19 protein-coding genes and 1 riboswitch are annotated in these 19919 nt (G+C 32.6%); of the genes, 6 read left to right on the top strand and 13 right to left on the bottom strand.

Annotation, left to right across the window (positions count from 1 at the left end):
* Positions 1–205: 205 nt before the first annotated feature.
* The 3 genes from M4L39_RS12140 to M4L39_RS12130 all read right to left on the bottom strand — a co-directional run bounded on the left by M4L39_RS12140 (position 206) and on the right by M4L39_RS12130 (position 4517).
* A complete protein-coding gene (locus M4L39_RS12140; protein ID WP_277582246.1) occupies positions 206–517 on the bottom strand; it encodes a rhodanese-like domain-containing protein in 312 nt (103 codons plus the stop codon).
* Between the two features lie 18 nt (positions 518–535).
* Positions 536–2950 carry a leucine--tRNA ligase gene (leuS, locus tag M4L39_RS12135; RefSeq protein ID WP_277582245.1) on the bottom strand — a complete coding sequence of 805 codons (2415 nt, stop codon included), beginning with the start codon at positions 2948–2950 and terminating at the stop codon, positions 536–538.
* A gap of 397 nt (positions 2951–3347) precedes the next feature.
* The gene (locus M4L39_RS12130) at positions 3348–4517 is read right to left on the bottom strand and encodes an MDR family MFS transporter (RefSeq protein ID WP_277582244.1); all 1170 of its coding nucleotides are present in this window, start codon (positions 4515–4517) and stop codon (positions 3348–3350) included.
* A gap of 110 nt (positions 4518–4627) precedes the next feature.
* On the opposite strand from M4L39_RS12130, the gene M4L39_RS12125 reads away from it, so the two are divergent.
* Entirely contained in the window at positions 4628–5581 is a 954-nt protein-coding gene (locus M4L39_RS12125; RefSeq protein WP_277582243.1) for a TIGR01212 family radical SAM protein, read from the top strand.
* Positions 5578–6138 carry a tRNA (mnm(5)s(2)U34)-methyltransferase gene (locus M4L39_RS12120; RefSeq protein ID WP_277582242.1) on the top strand — a complete coding sequence of 187 codons (561 nt, stop codon included), beginning with the start codon at positions 5578–5580 and terminating at the stop codon, positions 6136–6138. Before M4L39_RS12125 ends, M4L39_RS12120 begins: the two co-directional genes overlap by 4 nt.
* A gap of 464 nt (positions 6139–6602) precedes the next feature.
* Here the strand turns inward: M4L39_RS12120 and M4L39_RS12115 are convergent, their stop codons facing one another.
* From M4L39_RS12115 to M4L39_RS12105, 3 genes are all read right to left on the bottom strand, one after another.
* Entirely contained in the window at positions 6603–7004 is a 402-nt protein-coding gene (locus tag M4L39_RS12115; RefSeq protein WP_021339039.1) for a transcriptional regulator, SarA/Rot family, read from the bottom strand.
* A gap of 149 nt (positions 7005–7153) precedes the next feature.
* Positions 7154–8110, bottom strand: a complete 957-nt coding sequence (locus M4L39_RS12110) for an L-lactate dehydrogenase (protein WP_277582241.1) — start codon at positions 8108–8110, stop codon at positions 7154–7156.
* A 283-nt stretch (positions 8111–8393) separates the two neighbouring features.
* On the bottom strand, positions 8394–9218 hold the full coding sequence (locus M4L39_RS12105) for an alpha/beta fold hydrolase (RefSeq protein ID WP_277582240.1): 825 nt from the start codon (positions 9216–9218) through the stop codon (positions 8394–8396).
* A 264-nt stretch (positions 9219–9482) separates the two neighbouring features.
* On the opposite strand from M4L39_RS12105, the gene M4L39_RS12100 reads away from it, so the two are divergent.
* Positions 9483–10484, top strand: a complete 1002-nt coding sequence (locus M4L39_RS12100; protein ID WP_277582239.1) for a proline dehydrogenase family protein — start codon at positions 9483–9485, stop codon at positions 10482–10484.
* A gap of 108 nt (positions 10485–10592) precedes the next feature.
* Here M4L39_RS12100 and ribH read toward each other — a convergent pair whose 3' ends face one another.
* The 5 genes from ribH to M4L39_RS12075 all read right to left on the bottom strand — a co-directional run bounded on the left by ribH (position 10593) and on the right by M4L39_RS12075 (position 15986).
* Positions 10593–11051: a 6,7-dimethyl-8-ribityllumazine synthase gene (gene ribH / locus M4L39_RS12095; protein WP_277582238.1), complete on the bottom strand. Its 459-nt coding sequence runs from the start codon at positions 11049–11051 to the stop codon at positions 10593–10595.
* A gap of 12 nt (positions 11052–11063) precedes the next feature.
* Complete coding sequence (ribB, locus tag M4L39_RS12090; protein ID WP_277582237.1) at positions 11064–12245, bottom strand: 3,4-dihydroxy-2-butanone-4-phosphate synthase; 1182 nt, start codon at positions 12243–12245, stop codon at positions 11064–11066.
* 10 nt (positions 12246–12255) lie between these two features.
* Positions 12256–12888 carry a riboflavin synthase gene (gene ribE, locus M4L39_RS12085; protein ID WP_277582236.1) on the bottom strand — a complete coding sequence of 211 codons (633 nt, stop codon included), beginning with the start codon at positions 12886–12888 and terminating at the stop codon, positions 12256–12258.
* A gap of 6 nt (positions 12889–12894) precedes the next feature.
* Positions 12895–13938 carry a bifunctional diaminohydroxyphosphoribosylaminopyrimidine deaminase/5-amino-6-(5-phosphoribosylamino)uracil reductase RibD gene (gene ribD / locus M4L39_RS12080; protein ID WP_277582235.1) on the bottom strand — a complete coding sequence of 348 codons (1044 nt, stop codon included), beginning with the start codon at positions 13936–13938 and terminating at the stop codon, positions 12895–12897.
* Between the two features lie 159 nt (positions 13939–14097).
* Positions 14098–14231, bottom strand: a riboswitch (FMN riboswitch).
* A 285-nt stretch (positions 14232–14516) separates the two neighbouring features.
* Entirely contained in the window at positions 14517–15986 is a 1470-nt protein-coding gene (locus tag M4L39_RS12075) for an FAD/NAD(P)-binding protein (RefSeq protein WP_277582234.1), read from the bottom strand.
* Between the two features lie 176 nt (positions 15987–16162).
* Here M4L39_RS12075 and M4L39_RS12070 point away from each other — a divergent pair, with 176 nt between their 5' ends.
* Positions 16163–17089 carry an osmoprotectant ABC transporter substrate-binding protein gene (locus M4L39_RS12070; RefSeq protein WP_277582233.1) on the top strand — a complete coding sequence of 309 codons (927 nt, stop codon included), beginning with the start codon at positions 16163–16165 and terminating at the stop codon, positions 17087–17089.
* Between the two features lie 454 nt (positions 17090–17543).
* Here M4L39_RS12070 and M4L39_RS12065 read toward each other — a convergent pair whose 3' ends face one another.
* Together M4L39_RS12065 and M4L39_RS12060 are read right to left on the bottom strand one after the other, a co-directional pair.
* Positions 17544–18395 (bottom strand): N-acetylglucosaminidase, encoded by an 852-nt coding sequence (locus M4L39_RS12065; RefSeq protein WP_277582232.1) that lies wholly within the window; start codon positions 18393–18395, stop codon positions 17544–17546.
* A gap of 163 nt (positions 18396–18558) precedes the next feature.
* Complete coding sequence (locus M4L39_RS12060) at positions 18559–18783, bottom strand: hypothetical protein (RefSeq protein ID WP_277582231.1); 225 nt, start codon at positions 18781–18783, stop codon at positions 18559–18561.
* Positions 18784–19003: 220 nt separating this feature from the next.
* On the opposite strand from M4L39_RS12060, the gene M4L39_RS12055 reads away from it, so the two are divergent.
* Positions 19004–19474 (top strand): sigma-70 family RNA polymerase sigma factor, encoded by a 471-nt coding sequence (locus M4L39_RS12055; RefSeq protein ID WP_277582230.1) that lies wholly within the window; start codon positions 19004–19006, stop codon positions 19472–19474.
* A 12-nt stretch (positions 19475–19486) separates the two neighbouring features.
* The gene (locus tag M4L39_RS12050) at positions 19487–19909 is read left to right on the top strand and encodes a competence protein ComK (protein ID WP_277582229.1); all 423 of its coding nucleotides are present in this window, start codon (positions 19487–19489) and stop codon (positions 19907–19909) included.
* The last annotated feature ends 10 nt before the right edge of the window (positions 19910–19919 follow it).

Genomic DNA, 19919 nt, shown 5'->3' with positions numbered 1-19919 from the left:
TGCTACAAATTCATTGCGTTTGTCTTTTTGATTTGTATTTTTCTTTGAAACAAGCATTGTCTTTGACAAGTTCATAATTGAATTATTTAATATTGACCGTAGAAAGCGTGCAAAAAAATTGGCAGTTAACTCTCTTCTTTAGAAAGCTAACTGCCATTTATTAAATCTAGAATATTTAATTCTAGACTATATGCTTTATTTTAATTTAAACACTCTTAATGTCTAAACCTTCATCGCCCCATGCGTCCATGCCGCCTTCAACGTTAACTGCATGTATATCATTTTGTTCAAGGAATTGTACAACTTGTGCACTACGTCCACCCACTTTACAGATGATGTAGTATGTTTCATCTTTGTTAAAATGATTCAATTCATCTGGAACTTGATTCATCGGTATTTTTTCTGCACCAGGTATCACACCCATAGCTGTTTCTTCATCCGTTCTAACATCAACAATATGAATTGGATCTGAATTTAAAACTTTATCTTTCAATTCATCAATTGTAATAGATTCCATAAATAATTCCTCCTGTTCTTATTTTGCTACAATATTAACTAATTTTTTCGGTACTGCAATGACTTTCTTAATATCTTTACCTTCAATTTCAGCTTTAACATTATCATTACCAAGTGCTAATTGTTCCATTTCTTCTTTTGAAGTATCTTTTGGAATATTAATCTTAGCGCGTACTTTACCATTTACTTGAACAACAATTTCAATTTCATCGTCAACGAGCAATGTTTCATCATATGAAGGCCATGGTTGGTAAGTGATTGTTTCTTCATGTCCAAGTCGCGTCCATAATTCTTCAGCTATATGTGGCGCAATTGGTGCCAACATTTTGATAAAACCTTCAATATATGGTTTGTAAATTTCATCTGATTTATAACAATCATTGGTAAATACCATCAATTGACTTATCGCAGTATTGAAATTCAAAGTATTATAATCCTCAGTGACTTTTTTCACTGTTTGATGATAACTTTTATCTAAAGCTTTACTATTATTGTTTACCACTTTATCGGAAATCAAACCATCATCAGTAACTAATAAGCGCCAAACTCTGTCTAAGAAACGTCTAGAGCCATCCAAACCATTTTCGCTCCATGCAATAGCTGCATCAAGTGGCCCCATAAACATTTCATACATACGTAAAGTATCAGCACCGTGTGATTTCACGATATCATCTGGGTTAATTACATTTCCTTTTGATTTACTCATTTTTTCATTACCTTCACCAAGTATCATACCTTGGTTAAATAATTTTTGGAATGGTTCTTTCGTAGGGACTACACCTAAATCATATAATACTTTATGCCAAAATCTCGCATATAACAAGTGAAGTACTGCGTGTTCCACACCACCGATGTATAAATCAACTGGTAGCCAGTGTTTTAATTTTTCTGGATCTGCAAGCATTTGATCATTATCTGGATCAATATATCTTAAATAATACCAACAACTACCTGCCCATTGTGGCATAGTATTTGTTTCGCGACGACCTTTCATTCCAGTTTCTTCATCAACCACATTAACAAAATCTGAAATGTTAGCTAATGGAGATTCACCAGTACCAGAAGGCTTAATTTCATCTGTTTCAGGTAAAAGTAGTGGTAATTCTTCTTCTGGCACAGTAGTCATTGAACCATCTTCCCAATGAATTACAGGTATTGGTTCACCCCAATATCTTTGGCGACTAAATAACCAGTCTCGCAATTTATAATTTACTTTTCGAGTACCTGCGCCTTTTTGTTCTAACAATTCAATTGCTTTAGCAATCGCTTCTTCGTTATATAAACCATTTAATTCGCCTGAATTAACATGTGGCCCATCTCCATCATAAGCTTCTTGCGATAAGTCTCCACCTTCGATAACTTCTAGAATTGGCAAATCAAATGTTTTTGCGAATTCATAGTCTCTTTGGTCTCCACTTGGCACTGCCATAACTGCACCAGTGCCATATGTCGCAAGCACATAATCTGCAATCCATATTGGAACTTGTTGTCCAGATAAAGGATTCGTTGCATATGCTCCAGTGAACACACCTGATTTTTCTTTAGATAACCCTGTACGCTCTAAGTCTGATTTTTTAGCCGCTTCTTGTTGATAATCTTTGATAGCCGCTTCTTGATCTGCTGTTGTAATTTGATTTACAAGTTCATGTTCTGGGCTTAACACTAAGAATGTTGCACCGTATACAGTATCTGCACGTGTTGTAAACACTTCTATTTGAGCATCACTTTCTTCTACATCGAACGAGATAGCAGCCCCTTCTGAACGACCAATCCAGTTACGTTGCATATCTTTTAATGATTCTGGCCAATCTAAGTCATTTAAATCTTCAAGTAAACGGTCTGCATATTCTGTAATTTTTAATACCCATTGTTTCATTGGTCTTCTTACGACAGGGTATCCACCACGTTCTGACAAACCATCAATAACTTCTTCATTTGAAAGCACTGTACCAAGTTCTGGGCACCAGTTTACTGCAACTTCATCTACGTAAGCGAGTCCTTTATTATATAATTGAATGAAAATCCATTGCGTCCATTTATAATATTCCGGGTCTGTAGTATTAACTTCTCTATCCCAATCATAACTGAAACCTAATTCTTTAATTTGACGTTTAAACGTCTGAATATTTGTTTTAGTAAATTCACGAGGATCATTTCCAGTGTCTAGAGCATACTGTTCTGCAGGGAGACCAAATGCATCCCATCCCATTGGATGTAACACATTATAGCCTTGCATACGTTTATAACGAGAAATAATATCTGTAGCTGTATAACCTTCTGGATGGCCTACATGAAGTCCTGCACCTGATGGATATGGAAACATGTCTAGCGCATAGAATTTTTTTTGACCTAAATTATCGCTCGTTTTAAAAGTTTTATGTTCTGCCCAATAATCCTGCCATTTTTTTTCAATTTCATTATGATTGTAGTTCACTACTTTTCCTCCTATTCAATAAAAAAACACCTCAAACTATTATCGATTTCAAAAGGGACGACTTTCACCGCGGTACCACCCTGTTTCACATTAAATGTGCACTCATTTAAATTAATAGTTAGAGATGTTATAAATTCATTTAAGTCCTGGTAAGTTCACTCAATGCTTAACACTAGGTTCCACCTATCCTAGTTCTCTGTAGAAAAGCTTTCAAGTTACTACTCCTATACATTACTAATGATATTTGAAAAAAGGTTTTATTTCAAGTGGAAAACCAGAAATAAAGCTACACTAAAAGTTTCTGTGTTGCGATTTGTTAATTTATATAAAAAAATCGAACAGGTAATCTTAAACCTGTTCGATCAAATTACTATATTGTTTATTTTCTGCGTAAAATTTACACATCTTTTGGTAATTTTCTGTCGTAAATCATTAAGAAAAACACTGCGATAACAAGTAAACCTATCATACATAAAAACATCGCTTGCATATTAAGTGTATCTACAAGGACACCGCCTATAAGTGGACCAAAAGCCTTACCTACAGTTGCTGCTGAGTTAACATACCCTTGAAACGCGCCTTCTTTCCCTTTTGGAGCTAATTGGTTTGCAATCGTAGGAACGGCGGGCCAAACAAACATTTCACCTAATGTCAGTATAATCATACCTATCATGAACACTGAAAATTGTTCGGCAAAACTCGTCACTAAAAATGACACTATGAAAATCGCTATACCTACCAACATTTGATACTTCAAATTGCCTTTTAGTAACCTGATAACTGGCATAATTAACGGTTGGGCTACCAGAATCATAATACCATTAACAGTCCATAACAAACTGTATTGGCTCATCGACATATTAATTTCTTGAGTGAAAGAAGCAATCGTACTCTCCCATTGAATATATGCAATCCAACAAATACTAAACATCACACATAAAAGTGATAGCGCAGTAAATTGAACTCTGTTTTGCTTAGACAGTAAAGACATCGTATCATTCGCTTTCACCTTCACATCAAGTTTAATATTAAATTGTGTCATTGCCACCACTGCAAATGCCACATACATTAATAAGTTAGCTATAAATATATAATTGAAACTCAACTCTGCAACAAAACCACCAGATGCTGCACCTATCGCGACGCCTAAATTTTGTGCTAAATAGATTGCGTTAAACGTTTGACGTCCACCTTGGGGCCACACAGCTCCTGCGAGTGCGTAAATAGCTGGAATAATCATACCGCCACCAAAACCTAATGCTACAAGCCAAACTGCATACCAAGGCCATCCATGAAAGAAATTTAATAACGTTGTACTGATTAAACATATAACAGTACCTATCATAATTGTCGAATATCCACCTAATTTATCAAATAAATTACCACCTAATAAATTGCCAATAACCATCCCAAACGAATTAATCATTAGGACAAAACCAGCCATTGTAAGACTTTTATCTAATTGTTCATTCATATAAATTGTATTTAAGGGCCATAAAAAACTTGAGCCAGTGATATTTAATGCCATCCCAATAACTAACCACCACACTGATTTAGGCATTTTCATAACAGTAAGCTCCTCTCTATTTAAAAAATTTCTAATTTTACTCTAAACACTATATCATTAAAATATGTTAAAATCTTTAACTAGAATGAATTCAGAAAGGAAAATGTTATATGGGACAATTTTTCCCTTACGCATTCGAGAATAAAAGATATCACACTTGGAATTATCACTTAAAAAATAAATTTGGACAAAAGATTTTCAAAGTAGCAATTGACGGTGGCTTTGACTGTCCTAATAGAGACGGTACTGTAGCACATGGCGGATGTACTTTCTGTTCAGCTGCAGGTAGCGGAGATTTTGCAGGTAATCGTGTGGATCCAATCGATGTACAATTTCAACAAATCAAAGATAGAATGCACGAAAAATGGAGTGACGGTCAATATATTGCTTACTTCCAAGCATTTACGAACACGCATGCGCCTGTCGAAGAATTACGAGAGAAATATGAGACTGCTTTAAAGGAGCCTGGTGTTGTTGGCCTTTCTATAGGTACACGACCTGATTGCTTGCCTGATGATGTAGTTGAATATTTAGCAGAGTTAAACGAGCGTACATATTTATGGGTAGAACTTGGTTTACAAACAATTCATCAAGAAACATCAGATTTAATCAATCGTGCGCATGATATGCAAACATATTATGAAGGTATCGCAAAATTACGTAAACATAATATTAATATTTGTACGCATATTATTAATGGTTTGCCAGGCGAAGATTATACGATGATGATGGAAACAGCTAAAGAAGTCGCTCAAATGGATGTCCAAGGTATTAAAATCCACTTACTTCATTTACTTAAAGGTACACCAATGGTGAAACAGTATAATAAAGGCATGTTAGAATTTATGTCACAAGATGAGTATACTAAATTAGTTTGTGATCAATTGGAAATTATTCCAAAAGAAATGATAGTTCACAGAATCACTGGCGACGGTCCGATTGATTTAATGGTAGGTCCCATGTGGAGCGTTAATAAATGGGAAGTACTAAACGAAATTGATAATGAACTTGGTCGCAGAGAATCGTATCAAGGTAAACATTTTGAAAGTACGATAAAATCATGAAATTAGAACGTATTTTACCTTTTGCGAAAACGTTGATTCAACAACACATTACATCGGAAAGTATTGTCATAGATGCTACTTGTGGTAATGGCAATGACACACACTTTTTAGCGCAACAAGTGACTCAAGGCAAAGTATATGCATTTGATATCCAAACAGAAGCCATCAGCAATACAAAGCAAAAAATTGAAGGTTATCACAATGTAACGTTGATACAAGATAGTCATGCGCATGTAAAACAGCATATTCAAGAGAGTGACATTGGTAAAGTGGATGCTGCAATTTTCAATCTAGGTTATTTACCTAAAGGTGATAAATCCATTGTTACCCACCCTGAAAGCACATTATCAGCTATCAACTCAATTTTTGATATATTAGCTCCAGAAGGCGTCATCATATTAGTTATTTATCACGGTCATGATGAAGGTAAGTTAGAACGTGATGCTGTAATTGAATATTTGTCACAGTTTGATCAAACTAAAGCACATGTATTGCAATATCAATTTATTAATCAACAGAATAACCCGCCGTTTATCTGCGCACTAGAAAAAATTTAGATTGTTAATACATAATGAGTTTAAGGTATAATTTCTAAACACAATTACCATTATTAACAATTTATTCGAAATTGAAATAACTATTCCAAACCTCAGACAAGGGAGTGGGACAGAAATCTAATTTTCCTAATAAGATTTCTGTCTCACTCTGGCAAAGCTGACTATAAAATGGAATAGTAGTTCTTTAAATGCTTAATTTTAGCGTATTTTCAATTCAGTCAACTACTACCAAATAAAGATTGAGGCTAAAATATGTATTTATATTACAGCCTCTTGTCTTTCATGTTTAATTCCTTTTTTAATTACCATCACTGATTTGGACCGACTCCTGAGGGAAAACATGAGCTGAAGACTTCAAGCTAAGGCTCTGCCCACGGAAAGCGTGCACAAATAATTATTTATAATAAAATATAAAAAGACAAACAAAAGCCTCGGTAGTTGACTACCGAGGCTTTGCTTATTCCCTATAAGTTAATGATAGATTTAAGACTAGTTTGAATGCTAGTTGATTTTGATTCAATTTCTTCTTTAAAGAAATTTAAAAGGCTTTCCCTTTGCGCTTTTAAATCTTCATTGAAATGAATAATAACTGTACGTTCGTCATTTTGTGGTCTTTCTTTAATAATCCACGCCTTTTCCACTAAATCATTATAAGTTCTTGTACGCTTATAAGATTTAATGTGAACAAAATCATCCATTTCTTTCAAAGTCATTGATCCTTCTTTCCAAAGCGTTAAAAGAATCAAAATTTCTTCTTTAGACATCTTGTACTGCTTTTGTACTTTGTTAAAGATATCTTCGATGTCATTCAACACCATTTCTAATCTTAAAACGCCATCAACATTATCAGTAAATGTCTTCCCCATAGAAAAATCCCCCAATCATAGTATAAAGTTAAACATGTAAAATTAATTTATCAAAAAACATCATTCATAGTAAATAAATTCTTCACTGAATTAACATTAGAATTTTTAATAAAATTAATCTTATATACAGTTTAAATTTAAACTATGAATTATGCAATTATATGAGATATTTTATTTTGCATTTCTTTCAAAATAATAGCTGATTTTTCGAATAATTCACGCTCATGGCTGTCTAGAGGCGTTTCAAAAACTTTTACAGCACCTTCCTTATTTACTTGTGTCGGCACTCCAATATAGACACCTTCTTGGTTGTATTCACCTTCTAAATAACTAGAAATTGTTAATACAACATTTTGATTATTTAAAATTGCTTTTGTAATGTGGAGTAACCCCATTGCAATTCCATAATATGTTGCACCTTTTGCTTGTATTATATCGTAAGCTGCATCTCGCGTATTTGTAAAAATTTCTTCAACTCTGTGTTGTTTTTCAGAGTCATCTTTTAGTAGCTGGTATAAAGATTGACCGGCTATATTAGCTTGAGACCATACTGCTAATTCTGAATCGCCATGTTCACCAATGATTTGACCGTGTACACTACCTGATGAAACCCCAAATTCTTCAGCTAATTCATATTTAAAACGTGCTGTATCTAAAATTGTACCAGAACCTATCACTTTTTCTTTCGGTAAACCAGAAACTTTGTGTGTCACATATGTTAAGACATCTACTGGATTGGTAGCAATTAAGAAAATACCGTCGAATCCAGATTTCATAACTTCAGAAACAATTGCTTTAAATATTTTGGTATTTTTTTCAATAAGATCTAAGCGTGTTTCACCTGGTTTTTGAGCCGCTCCAGCAGTAATAAGGACTAAATCAGCATTTGTACATTCTTTATATGTACCTGCTTTAATTTTCACTGGTGAATCACCATACGGCGCACCATGGTTTAAATCCATGACGTCACCTTTAACTTTTTCTTCGTCTAAATCAATAATTACCAATTCATCAGCAACACCTTGAGCTACTAACGCAAAAGCGTAACTTGAACCTACCGCCCCATCACCTATTAACACTACTTTATTATTTTTAACATGTTTCATTATATGACTCTCCTCACATATTCAATCGTTAGTTACATATTGTGATTAATTTCACAATATTAATATAACAGTGTTTTAGATACTTTTCAACATCTTTGTTATGTTTTTCACAAACTTTTTATAACATTAATAATAAAATACATAAACATGATGTGTACATATCCTGTTTTTCGATATTTTTCATAAAAAAACATCAGATAACAATTTATGTTTTCCGATGCTTTTCCTACTTTATATTAAAATGACGAAACTTTTAAATTCTGTTGTATGTTGATTTTTAAAATTAAGATACTTCATGTTCATCATGCACAATAAAGCCGTTATTACTTGCACTATTATTTAAAAATGCCAAGATATATCTCATTACTTCATCTCTTTCAGGTTCATTATGTACCTCATGATAAAGTCCTGCCCATGCTTTGAAATATAATTCATCTGTTTTCACTTTACCTTTAATTAACTCCATTGTAGATACATCTGCAACTTGATCTTCTAGACCATACATTAAAAGTAGTGGTAATGGTTTAATATCAGTTAAATGCGTTACCGTTTCTTTCATAATCTCTATGATTTGTTTATACCAATGATAAGTTACTTTCTGCAACATCAGTTGGTCATTTTTTGTTTCTCCTATCACTTCTTCGTTTCGTGTTAAGTCTTCAACTGTGATACCTACTTTAAATCTGGTATCTTTAGCTACTTTGCCTATATTTGAAATTATTTTATCTTTACGAGATTTATTACTTTTCTTAAATTCTAAAAGTGGAGATAAAAGCATCAAACCTTCAATTGGTACTTCTACTTTTTCAAGTAAATTAAGTGTAATTAAACCACCTAGACCGACACCTAACACATAAGTTGGTATTTTATATTCATTTGCTATTCTAATCCATTCAAGAATATGCTCATGATATACATCAAAATTGTCGATTTGCCCTTTGTTAGAACGTGATGTTTGACCTTGTCCAGGTAAATCACCCATAATAACATGATATCCATTTCGGCGAAGCATCGTAATTACATATGCGTATCTTCCCGTATGTTCGAGCATGTTATGTGCAATTACCACGACACCTTTAGCTTCCTTTTCGGTTTCCCATTTCCACATAATACATACTTCCCCTTCTCGTTAAATTTCATTATATATATTGTATCAAAATATGATGTACTTTTTCCATTTTAAACATAGCCACGGACGTGAAAAATTCAATTTGTTTTAAAAATTAAAAGCATCTTATAAGCAACACTTTACCATATGTGTATTTAATAAATTAAAGTGTAATATATTTCATTGTAAACGATTTCATTACCTTTAGATTCATGCTACACTTATATTGAAAGATCAGCTATAAGCAGAATGGGAGGAATTAATATGCCAATTGTGAAAAACTTTTTTATCGGGTTATCTAACAACCCTTTTCTAAATAAGACTGCTAAGGAAATCGGTCCAATGCTCGGTGCAAATAAAGTGGTTGCCGGCAATACGATCGAAGCCTTATTAGACACAATTGAACGTCTAAACAGCAAGGGAATTACAGTTACTGTAGATTGCCTTGGAGAATTCGTTCTAACTGAAGGTGAAGCAATTCAATCAAAAGATCAAATATTAGAAGTGATGTACGCTATTTACAATAATAGCTTAGATGGTCACATGTCTATTAAAATAAGCCAGTTAGGCTCTGAGTTTGATTTAGATCTTGCTTATCGCAATCTACGTGAAATATTATTAAAAGCTAATGAGTTTAATAATATGCATATTAATATCGATACTGAAAAGTATGATAGTTTATTTGATATTACGCAAGTATTAGACCGCTTAAAAGGTGAATTCAAAAATGTAGGCACCGTGATTCAAGGTTATTTATATAAAGCTGATACACTTGTAGATAAATATCCAGAATTACGATTGCGCATGGTTAAAGGCGCATATAAAGAAATTGATACGATAGCTTATCAAACAAAAGAAGACATTGACGAAAATTACATACGTTTAATTGAAAAAAGATTATTAAACGCTAAAAATGTAACTTCAATTGCAACTCATGATGATAAGGTTATTACACATATAAAACAATTTATCAAAGACAACAAAATTGACAAAAACCAGTACGAATTTCAAATGTTATATGGTTTCCGTACTGATTTAGCAGAGAAAATAGCTGGGGAAGGTAACAATTTCTGTATTTATGTACCTTATGGTGATGATTGGTTTAGTTACTTTATGAGACGACTAGCAGAACGCCCTCAGAATTTAAATTTAATGTTTAAAGAACTAATGAAACCAAAAATAATGAAAAAAGCGGGTATTGTTACAGGTGTATTTGCAGCCCTTGGAGCAACAAGTGCCCTAGTATATCGTATATTTAAAAAATAATTTTAAAAAAGAATTGGGCAAAACGGTATCGTTTTGCCCAATTCTTTTTATTTTAGTTGAAACTACTTTATGCCTTTCTAAAAAGATTGGCGCTTCAATCTTGATCAACTATATTTCTTTTAATAAATTAGCCATTTCTATTGCACTAATTGCTGCATCTGCACCTTTATTTCCTGCTTTTGTACCCGCACGTTCTATAGCTTGTTCAATATTTTCAGTTGTAACGACGCCGAAGATAACTGGTGTATCAGCAACATCATTTGCTTTAGAAACACCTTTCGCCACTTCATTACAAACATAATCATAATGAGAAGTAGATCCTCTTATTACACAACCTAACGTAATCACTGCATCATAGTCACTTTTCTGAGCTAATTTTTTAGCTACTAATGGAATTTCAAATGCGCCTGGTACATATGCCACATCAATGTTTTCTTTTGGTACTTCATGTCGTACTAAAGTATCTTTAGCACCATCTAATAAACGGTTTGTAATAAAATCATTAAACCTACTTACAACAATTGCTACTTTTAAATCGGAACCTATTAATTTGCCTTCAAAATTCATCCTATTGACCTCCTATATTAAATGACCCATTTTTTCTTTTTTCGTGTCCATATAATCTTGATTAAATTTATTTGTTGGAACTACAAGATCAATTCTTTTATTAATATTCACACCATAAGTTTCTAAACTCTCGAACTTTTTGGGGTTATTACTTAACAAATTCACGCTTTCAATACCAAAATATTTTAAAATTTTCGCAGCATCTTTATAATCTCTCAAATCTTCTTCGAAACCTAAAGCGATATTAGCTGTCACAGTATCATAACCTTGTTCAATAAGTTCATATGCTTTTAACTTATTAATTAAACCAATACCTCTACCTTCTTGAGGTAAATATAAAATAATGCCACCATGTTCACTTATATATTTCATAGAAGCTTCTAGTTGTTCACCACAATCACATCTTTGACTATGAAAAATGTCGCCAGTCAGACAAGAAGAATGAATACGCACATTTTCTGTTTTCTTTATATCTCCACTTACAATTGCAACAAGTTCTTCGTCACTCGTCTGTGAAGTAAAACCATACATATCAAAATTGCCATGTTCAGTAGGCAACTTCACTTTCGCTTTTGCTTCTAACTTAGATGTTAATGATTTTCTATATGTTTCTAAATCTTCAATAGAAATCATTACAAGCTCGTGCTTTTGCTTAAACGCTTCTAACTCTTCACCCTTAGCCATAGAACCATTTTCATTCATAATTTCACAAATCAATGCTGCCGGCTTAGCCCCTGTTAGTTTAGCTAAATCTACAGATGCTTCTGTATGACCACGTCTTTCTAATACACCATTATCTTGTGCAATTAACGGGAATAAGTGACCTGGTTTATTAAAATCACTAGCCGTTACATGCTCTGCAATTAATGCTTTGGCTGTCATTGTTCTTTCGCCAGCACTGATACCTGTCGTCGTGTTAATATGATCGACACTCACAGTAAATTGTGTCCCATAGACATCAGAGTTATGACTTATCATTGGATTGAGCTCTAATTTTTCAGCTATATCTTTACTGATTGGTGCACAAATAAGTCCTCTACCATATTTCGCCATGAAATTAACGGTATTATCTTGCATCCATTCTGTCACAGCTACTAAGTCGCCTTCATTCTCTCTATTTTCATCATCAACAACGACGATACTTTTACCTTTTTTAAGTTCCGCAAGTGCTGTATCTATACTATCTAATTTCATACTATCCCTCCTAAAATCCAAATGCTCTAAGCTTTTCTGTACTTAATCCTGATTCATTATTGCTGACAATTTTCTCGACATATTTGAATAACATATCAGTTTCAATATGGACCGAATCGCCTACACGTTTTTGGTTTAAAATAGTGGATCTTCGTGTTTCGGGGATGAGATGAATGTCGAATTCTGCATCCTTTAAGTGGAAAATAGTTAAACTCACGCCATCTACAGTTATGGAACCTTGTTGCACCATTTGTTTAATAAGTGTAGTAGTAGGCTTTATTGTTACAATTTTAGAATTATCTGATGCTTGTATACGTGTGATTTTAGCGACTTCATCTACATGTCCCAGCACAAAATGACCTCCGAAACGACCTTGACCACTCATCGCTCTTTCTAAATTTACTTCTGCAGATTGGTTTAAATGATTTAGATAAGTCTTATTTTCTGTGCCTTTAATCACTTGTACAGAAAACGAATGCTTATTAAAATCAACAACAGTCAAACATGCACCATTCACACTTATAGAATCTCCAATATGCATGTCTGATAAGATTGTCTCGCAATCAATCGTTAAGTTAACTACAGATTGTTGTGTCGTTATTTTTTTAATCGTGCCTATTTCTTCAACAATACCGGTAAACATGATTATTCACTTCTTTCGCAACTCTAATTTAATATTTTGCTCAAGCATTTGGGAATTAATAATTTCGAATTGCGGTACTTCTGATAATTCAAAAATGTTCTTAGTTTGATAAAATTGATAATTACCAGAACCACCTATAATTTTCGGGGCATAATATAAGATAAGTTCATTCGTATATTGAGATTGTAGAAACACTGAAGATACGGTTGGACCTGCTTCTACTAACAATTTTCCAATTCCCTTTTGGTATAAATCTGTTAAAATATTTTCAATTGAACAATCAGTTAATATAATAATTTCTACTTGCTCATTATCTGTTTTTAAGTTTTCATTTTGCGTATAAATCCAAATAGGTGTATTAGCATTTTTAAACATGTCTAATTCAAAATCAATTTGGCCTGATTGCGATAAAATTACTTTTATTGGATGCTTACCTTCCTCAATTCGTGTTGTATATTGAGGGTTATCTGCATCTAACGTGCCTCTACCAGTAAGTACAGCATCATGGTTATGACGTAAGTTGAATACATCACGCTTGACGGCTGTATTCGTAATCCATTTGCTTTCACCTTCATCAGTAGCCTGTTTACCGTCTAAACTGCAAGATACTTTAACTGTCACTTCAGGTACTTCTTTACTTTTGCTTATAAAGAAGTCTTTGTACAAGCGTTCTGCTTGTGCATTATGACGAAATTCAACTTCTATTCCTTCGTGTTGTAATATTTCGTCACCATTAGAGGGTAAAGTCGTATCTTTTACAGCATATACAACTTTCTTTATGCCGAAATCGATAATTTTATTTACACAAGGTGGAGTCGAACCAAAATGAGTGCATGGCTCTAATGAAATGAATATAGTACCATCTTTAGCTTCATCTTGTGCCATATCTAACGCTTGTACTTCAGCATGTTTATCGCCTTTTTTTAAGTGTGCGCCCATACCTACGATTCGACCGTCTTTAACAACTACAGCGCCTACAGGTGGGTTTACACCAGTTTGGCCAGTAACCATTTGTGCTAATTGGATTGCATAATTTAAATATTGACTCACGTTATCACCTCTAAATAATAAAAAAACACCTGAAATAAAATATTTCAGGTGTGGGATATATTGATATAACATCATTAGCTTCAAGTTAAATACACTTATACATTTTAAACATAAGTGTATGCCAAATAAACACTTAAAAAGTGTCATTTTTGTTATACTTCATTCTTTCTCCCATCCAGACTTTACTGTCGGCTCTAGAATCTCACTAGATCAGCCACATTTGAATAATCAAATGTAGGTCGCAGGCTTTGTTTACTGCCGGTTGGGAATTTCACCCTGCCCCGAAAGAATCTCTATGAAATTGTAATTAATGATTGAGTCAAATAACTATTACTAAGTTACATCAATATCGTACTACATTTTAAGCAGAATGACAATTCATATTATCTAAGTCGGCTTTATTTTTAACGTATTATTATCATTAAAATGCTTTAAATACTAATAAGAAAAGCTTTTTACTTAAATTAATGAAAAAATTAATTAATTTTTATTATGGTTTTTATACCGTTTATACTCAAATTATCATTTTTAAAAATTAAACTCACCAAAAATATACAGTTAATGATTTTATTTTGCAATTACTTATTCGCTAATAACTGATTTACTACACTTACTGCTTGTTTAGCTATCATAGCTACACCGTTTCGAGATTGATTGATTCCATTTGTTAACTGACCTAATGCGTACATGTGCTTAAGTGTTCCATAGCGCGGGCTTATAATTTGATTTGTTTCAGCAATAATTTGTATACCGCCAAGTGGATGTGCTTGTACAACCTGCCTATTTTCAAGATTTAAAACCAATTGATCATCATTGTCAAGATCTGATAGTTGCGTTTTTGAACCAGTTGCATTGATAACGACATCAAATTTATGCATTGTCTCTGTCTCATTTTTATATTTGAAACAAAATTGATTTCCGTCATATTGAACATCCTCTAGACCACTTTTAATTTCAATAGTCCCATTTTTAATATGGTCTATAATTAATTTAGCAGTACGCGGAGGCATTGGGTTAGAATTATCTTTTAATATCGATTGGTAATCTTTTAAAAATTGTTTTTGGTCTTCTCTACTGAAACTATTCCATATCCAATTTAAATTTTCTTTTACTAATTCAAGTATACTTTGGAACGCTCCTAATTCATTTTCATGCTCTAAATCATATGTTAAATCTTTCACCGGATCATTTTGTCTACGGCGTACTAATTTTTTAATTGCAATATCATAATAGGCACAATCTTTCATAAATAAATTTAGCGCTTCTTCCAAAGGTACATTTCCGAAATTTTCGTTCTTTATTGTATTAAAATTTTCTGGTGTTAAGTATTTAAATTCCATGTCAGGCATTTCACCTCTTACGCTTGGCAATTGTCCTTTACGACTTGTTATAGTAATTGGTAATTTAGGGTGATGCACAGTAACATAGCGAATCACATCTAAAGATGCTAAACCAGTGCCAATGATTGCAATTCTGTCAGTATCATCCACATCGTCTAATGTGTTATAAGTTGGATATGGCGTGTGAATATATCCTTTTTTCCCTTTCAAATGGTACGGATCGTGATATGACAGTGTACCAATCGTTAAAAATACAGCATCATATTTTTGACAATTCGACATGTCTTTCGAAGTACAAACATAATATTTAACATCTGTTTGACCTACATCAGCCTCAATGAATACTTCTGACACTTCCTCTTTGATCATCTGGATATTTTCAAATTGATAATTATATTTTTCCAAAAAATCTTTCATATAATGCCCAAATATAAATCTTGGTAAATACTCTGGGTTAGAAAACTTAAATATCGATTGTGTTTTATACCATTCATAAAACTCACCTTGATTATCTAAATTTAAAGACATTTGCTTAGCAGGCATATTAATTAACAATTGATCACTGTCATTCTGAAAAGGTACACCTTGACCCATATTTTTAGGATTATCGTACATGTCTATATTCATTGTTGCAAAATTATCATGTTTCACTAATTCCTTTAGCAAGCTTACACCCGCTGTGCCCATTCCTATGATAGCTATTCGCATTGTACACACCCTTATTAAATTTATTTATATTCATTATAGCAATGATTATGCTTATATTACATGCTAATGTATTCAACTATCGTACAATTTAGCATTGTTATAATATTTTGATAAATATGTTAATATTAATATATTGAAAAATTATTATTTTTGTACTTATTTTAAGGGGTTAGACAATGAAATTTTTAAATCATTTGTTATATTTAATTATAGCAAGCACAATATTATTATCCGGTTGCGGGTTGCCGGGACTTAGCGGAAGCCAATCAAAGAATGAGGTTAAAGTATCCGCTTTAGCTACGAGTGAATCTCAAATCATGGCTTATATGATAATAGATCTTATCGAACACAATACAGAGGGTAAAATTAAAGGATCTATCATTAATAACTTAGGTTCAGCCACAATCCAGCATAATGCCTTAATGAATGGCGATGCTGATATATCGAGTACCCGTTACACTGGGACAGATTTGGTGGGCGTCCTTGAATCTGAACCCGTCACGGAACCTAAAAAAGCGATGAAATTAACTAAAAAATTGTTCCAGCAAAAATTTGATCAGACATTTTTCGATTCTTATGGTTTTGAAAATACTTTTGCCTTTATGGTAACTAAAGAAACTGCAGAAAAATATGATTTACATACTGTATCAGATTTAGAGAAAGTTAAAGACGAAGTGAATGTAGGTACAGATACAACTTGGATTAAACGTGGTGGCGATGGTTACGCTCCTTTCCAAGAGCATTATGGTTTTGCTTTTGACTCTATTAAACCGATGCAAATTGGGCTCGTTTACGATGCTTTGAAAAGTAAAAAATTAGATGTTGCACTTGGCTATACGACTGATGGTAGAATTGCAGCTTATGATTTAGTAGTACTTGAAGACGATAAAAACTTCTTCCCAACATATGATGCAAGTGCCGTAGCACCAAATAAACTTTTAAAAGAACAACCAGAAGTTAAAAAAGCAATTAATAAATTAAACGATAAAATAAGTACAGAGCAAATGCAAAAATTAAATTATGAAGCAGATGGAGAAGGCAAAGAGCCAGCAGTTGTTGCAGAAGAATTTTTAAAAAAGCATAATTATTTTGAAAATAAATAATGCACAGTATTTACGACTATACTTAGTTAAATATGTATCTATACACATATTTAATGTTAATATATTGTCATAGATTAGGAAGTGATAATATGAAATTTACTATAAAAGTGTTTATATCAGCACTTATGTTCTTCATTCTTATAAGCCAAAAAAATAAAGCAGAATAACTATAAAGAGTTTCCACTTTTGGAGACTCTTTTCTTTATATAAATTATGAATATAAAGAAAGAGGACTAACTGACTTTAAAATTCAGCTGGTCCTCTCAGATATTAGCGAAAAAAGATTCTTTCCATTTCCAATAAGTATTAAATAATCAAATTGATGCACAAAAGTTGTCTCAAGGGAAGAATACTTAAAAAGACAAACCAATGCTTTTACAATACACATCACACTTGGTTTGTCTACGTTCTGTTAGTCCCTTTTGTATTAGAAATTAATACCCCAAATACTTATTTATTTTTTGTGCTTCTCATCATCTTTATAAACAAAATATTTATAATATTTTCCTTCTGTTTTCATATCTTCATAGAAATGAGCCATTAAAGTCGCATTACTTTCAGCCCATTTAATGTCAGTAGCATATTGATGTTCTCCTGGGTTTTTAGGATTCCATCTCATACTATAAAGCGTGTTTTGATCTTCATTAGATAAAAAGTGATCATGAATAAAGTTAGCGCCACCACTTATTGCTTTTTGTGGTGTATCCCAGCCGTGTTTTTTAGCATACTCTGAGCCTGTTTTAACTGGATCTTCGTCGAGCGCACCTACGCCAAAGAAGTTATAGTATTTTTTACCATCAATTTCTACACCACTTGCGAGCTCACTCTTGGCAGAACCTGTTTCAAGTAATGCATGTGAAATTAAATATACTTCGTTAACATGCTTGTCCTGTGCTGCTTTTATAAAATCATCAGAATGCTTTAACAACGTAGGGTTATCTATAAGCATGCGTTTTATTCTATTTTCATCAATACCTTGATACTTATCTAATTCTAAAAATTGGTATTTTTGCGTATCACTTTCAATAAATTCACTACTATTCATCGCAGCTTTTATCTCAGTAGATGACGCATCTCTCCATGTTTTATTATCTTTACTTGAAACTTGTTGGCTAGTGTAATTATCAATTTGTTTTTTAGATGCTTTATCCAAAGTAACTTTAAGATTTTCTACTTTTTCTTGTTCGTCAACTTCTTTAAAAAAGATTTGATCTGAGATCATCGAAAAAACAACGACCGCAGCTACACCTAAGACTATCAACAAACCTATGATTGATAGAATTGAGCCTTTTTTATGCTTCGTCATGTTTACACCTCTTAGGTAATAATTAGGAAGGATACTCCTTCGTCATATGTATCATAGCTTTAAACCTATCCGATAATAAAGTTTAACACTAATTACTTGAACAGACAATTTAATATGAATGTTGTTACATATTCATAAAAAAAGTAATGAAATTTTAATTTCATTACTCTTGACTTTTATAATAATCCATTATAATAAAGCTTGCAGCTTGTGATCTATTTTTATAAAAATAACGATTTAAATCAATCGTACCTTCGATTTCCCCGTCTCGATACATCATTTCTTTTGCCATATTGTTTATCATAACAAAATCTGATTTATCTTTAATCATATCCAAATCATCATGCCTTGCAAAAAAATGTTCCAAATTTAAATATGCGTAATCCATATAAACCTCCTGATAATTGTCCGAAGATAATAATATACATCTAAAGTGTTATATCTTTAAGTTGAATACGCGCTAATGTTATAAAACTTAAAATTTATCTATCTTATGACTACTATTTAACACCTATTATAGCTATTTGGCAAATGAAAATTACTATTTCTTATAATAAAATAATTACATCCGGAAATATATGTTGTATATACGACAATGGAGCAAATGAATGACCTTTGAAGAAACCTATAAAAAGTACAAACATATTATTCATTATCTATTAAAAAAATACAATATTCAGTACAATTATGATGAATATGCTCAACTCCTCTTGATTAAAATGTGGGGGCTAACCAAAATCTATAATTCACAAAAACGTACCTCACTAAACAGCTTCTTATATTCACGATTAAATTTCTATTTGATAGACCTTTTTCGCATGCACCATGCTCTACCTCTAGTTGATGCTTTAGAACAAGAAGTTAACGTCACTTCAATTAATGGTGATTACGAGAGCATGTTAGTTTTCCAACATTTTCTATCATTATTGACTAGTAAAGAACAGCAATGGCTACGATTTAAATTTTCAGGACTTAAACAATATGAAATTGCAGAACTTTTAAATTGTTCTGTTTCTACTTTGAAAAATTATCAAAAACGAGTTCAACAAAAATATTTGAAATTCTATTCAGAAGATTGAGGTGAAAGCGTTATGACTCCACTCACTAAATTACTTTATTTCAAAACAGTAACGGGACCAGAAATATTAACAATCTGCCAATACACTACACACCAATTCACTTACCCTACTACAATTAATCTCACATTAAATTATTTTTTAGAATCACAACATTTATCTCTAACGCTTCAAACAAAACAAGCCAAACATTTATTGAAAATACGTAAGCTCGTTCCAATATTTATTAATAGCGATATAACATTATTTCCAGTCAAACCACAGCGGTCACCAATACAATATTATATTAACGCACTCTCAGTCACTGGATTAAAGTCAAAAGGAACACAAACGATTATATATTTTGAGAATGCTACGTATATTACTGTCAATGCTTCCTATGTATTTATTCATAAAAAATGGCAAGAAAGTTTAACACTTTCTCACCATTTAACATAACACTATTCAA

This window comes from Staphylococcus equorum (genome assembly GCF_029531845.1).
Taxonomy (GTDB): domain Bacteria; phylum Bacillota; class Bacilli; order Staphylococcales; family Staphylococcaceae; genus Staphylococcus; species Staphylococcus equorum_C.
The sequence above is the reverse complement of the archived record's forward strand: the minus strand, read 5'-3'. Positions and strand labels throughout refer to the sequence as shown.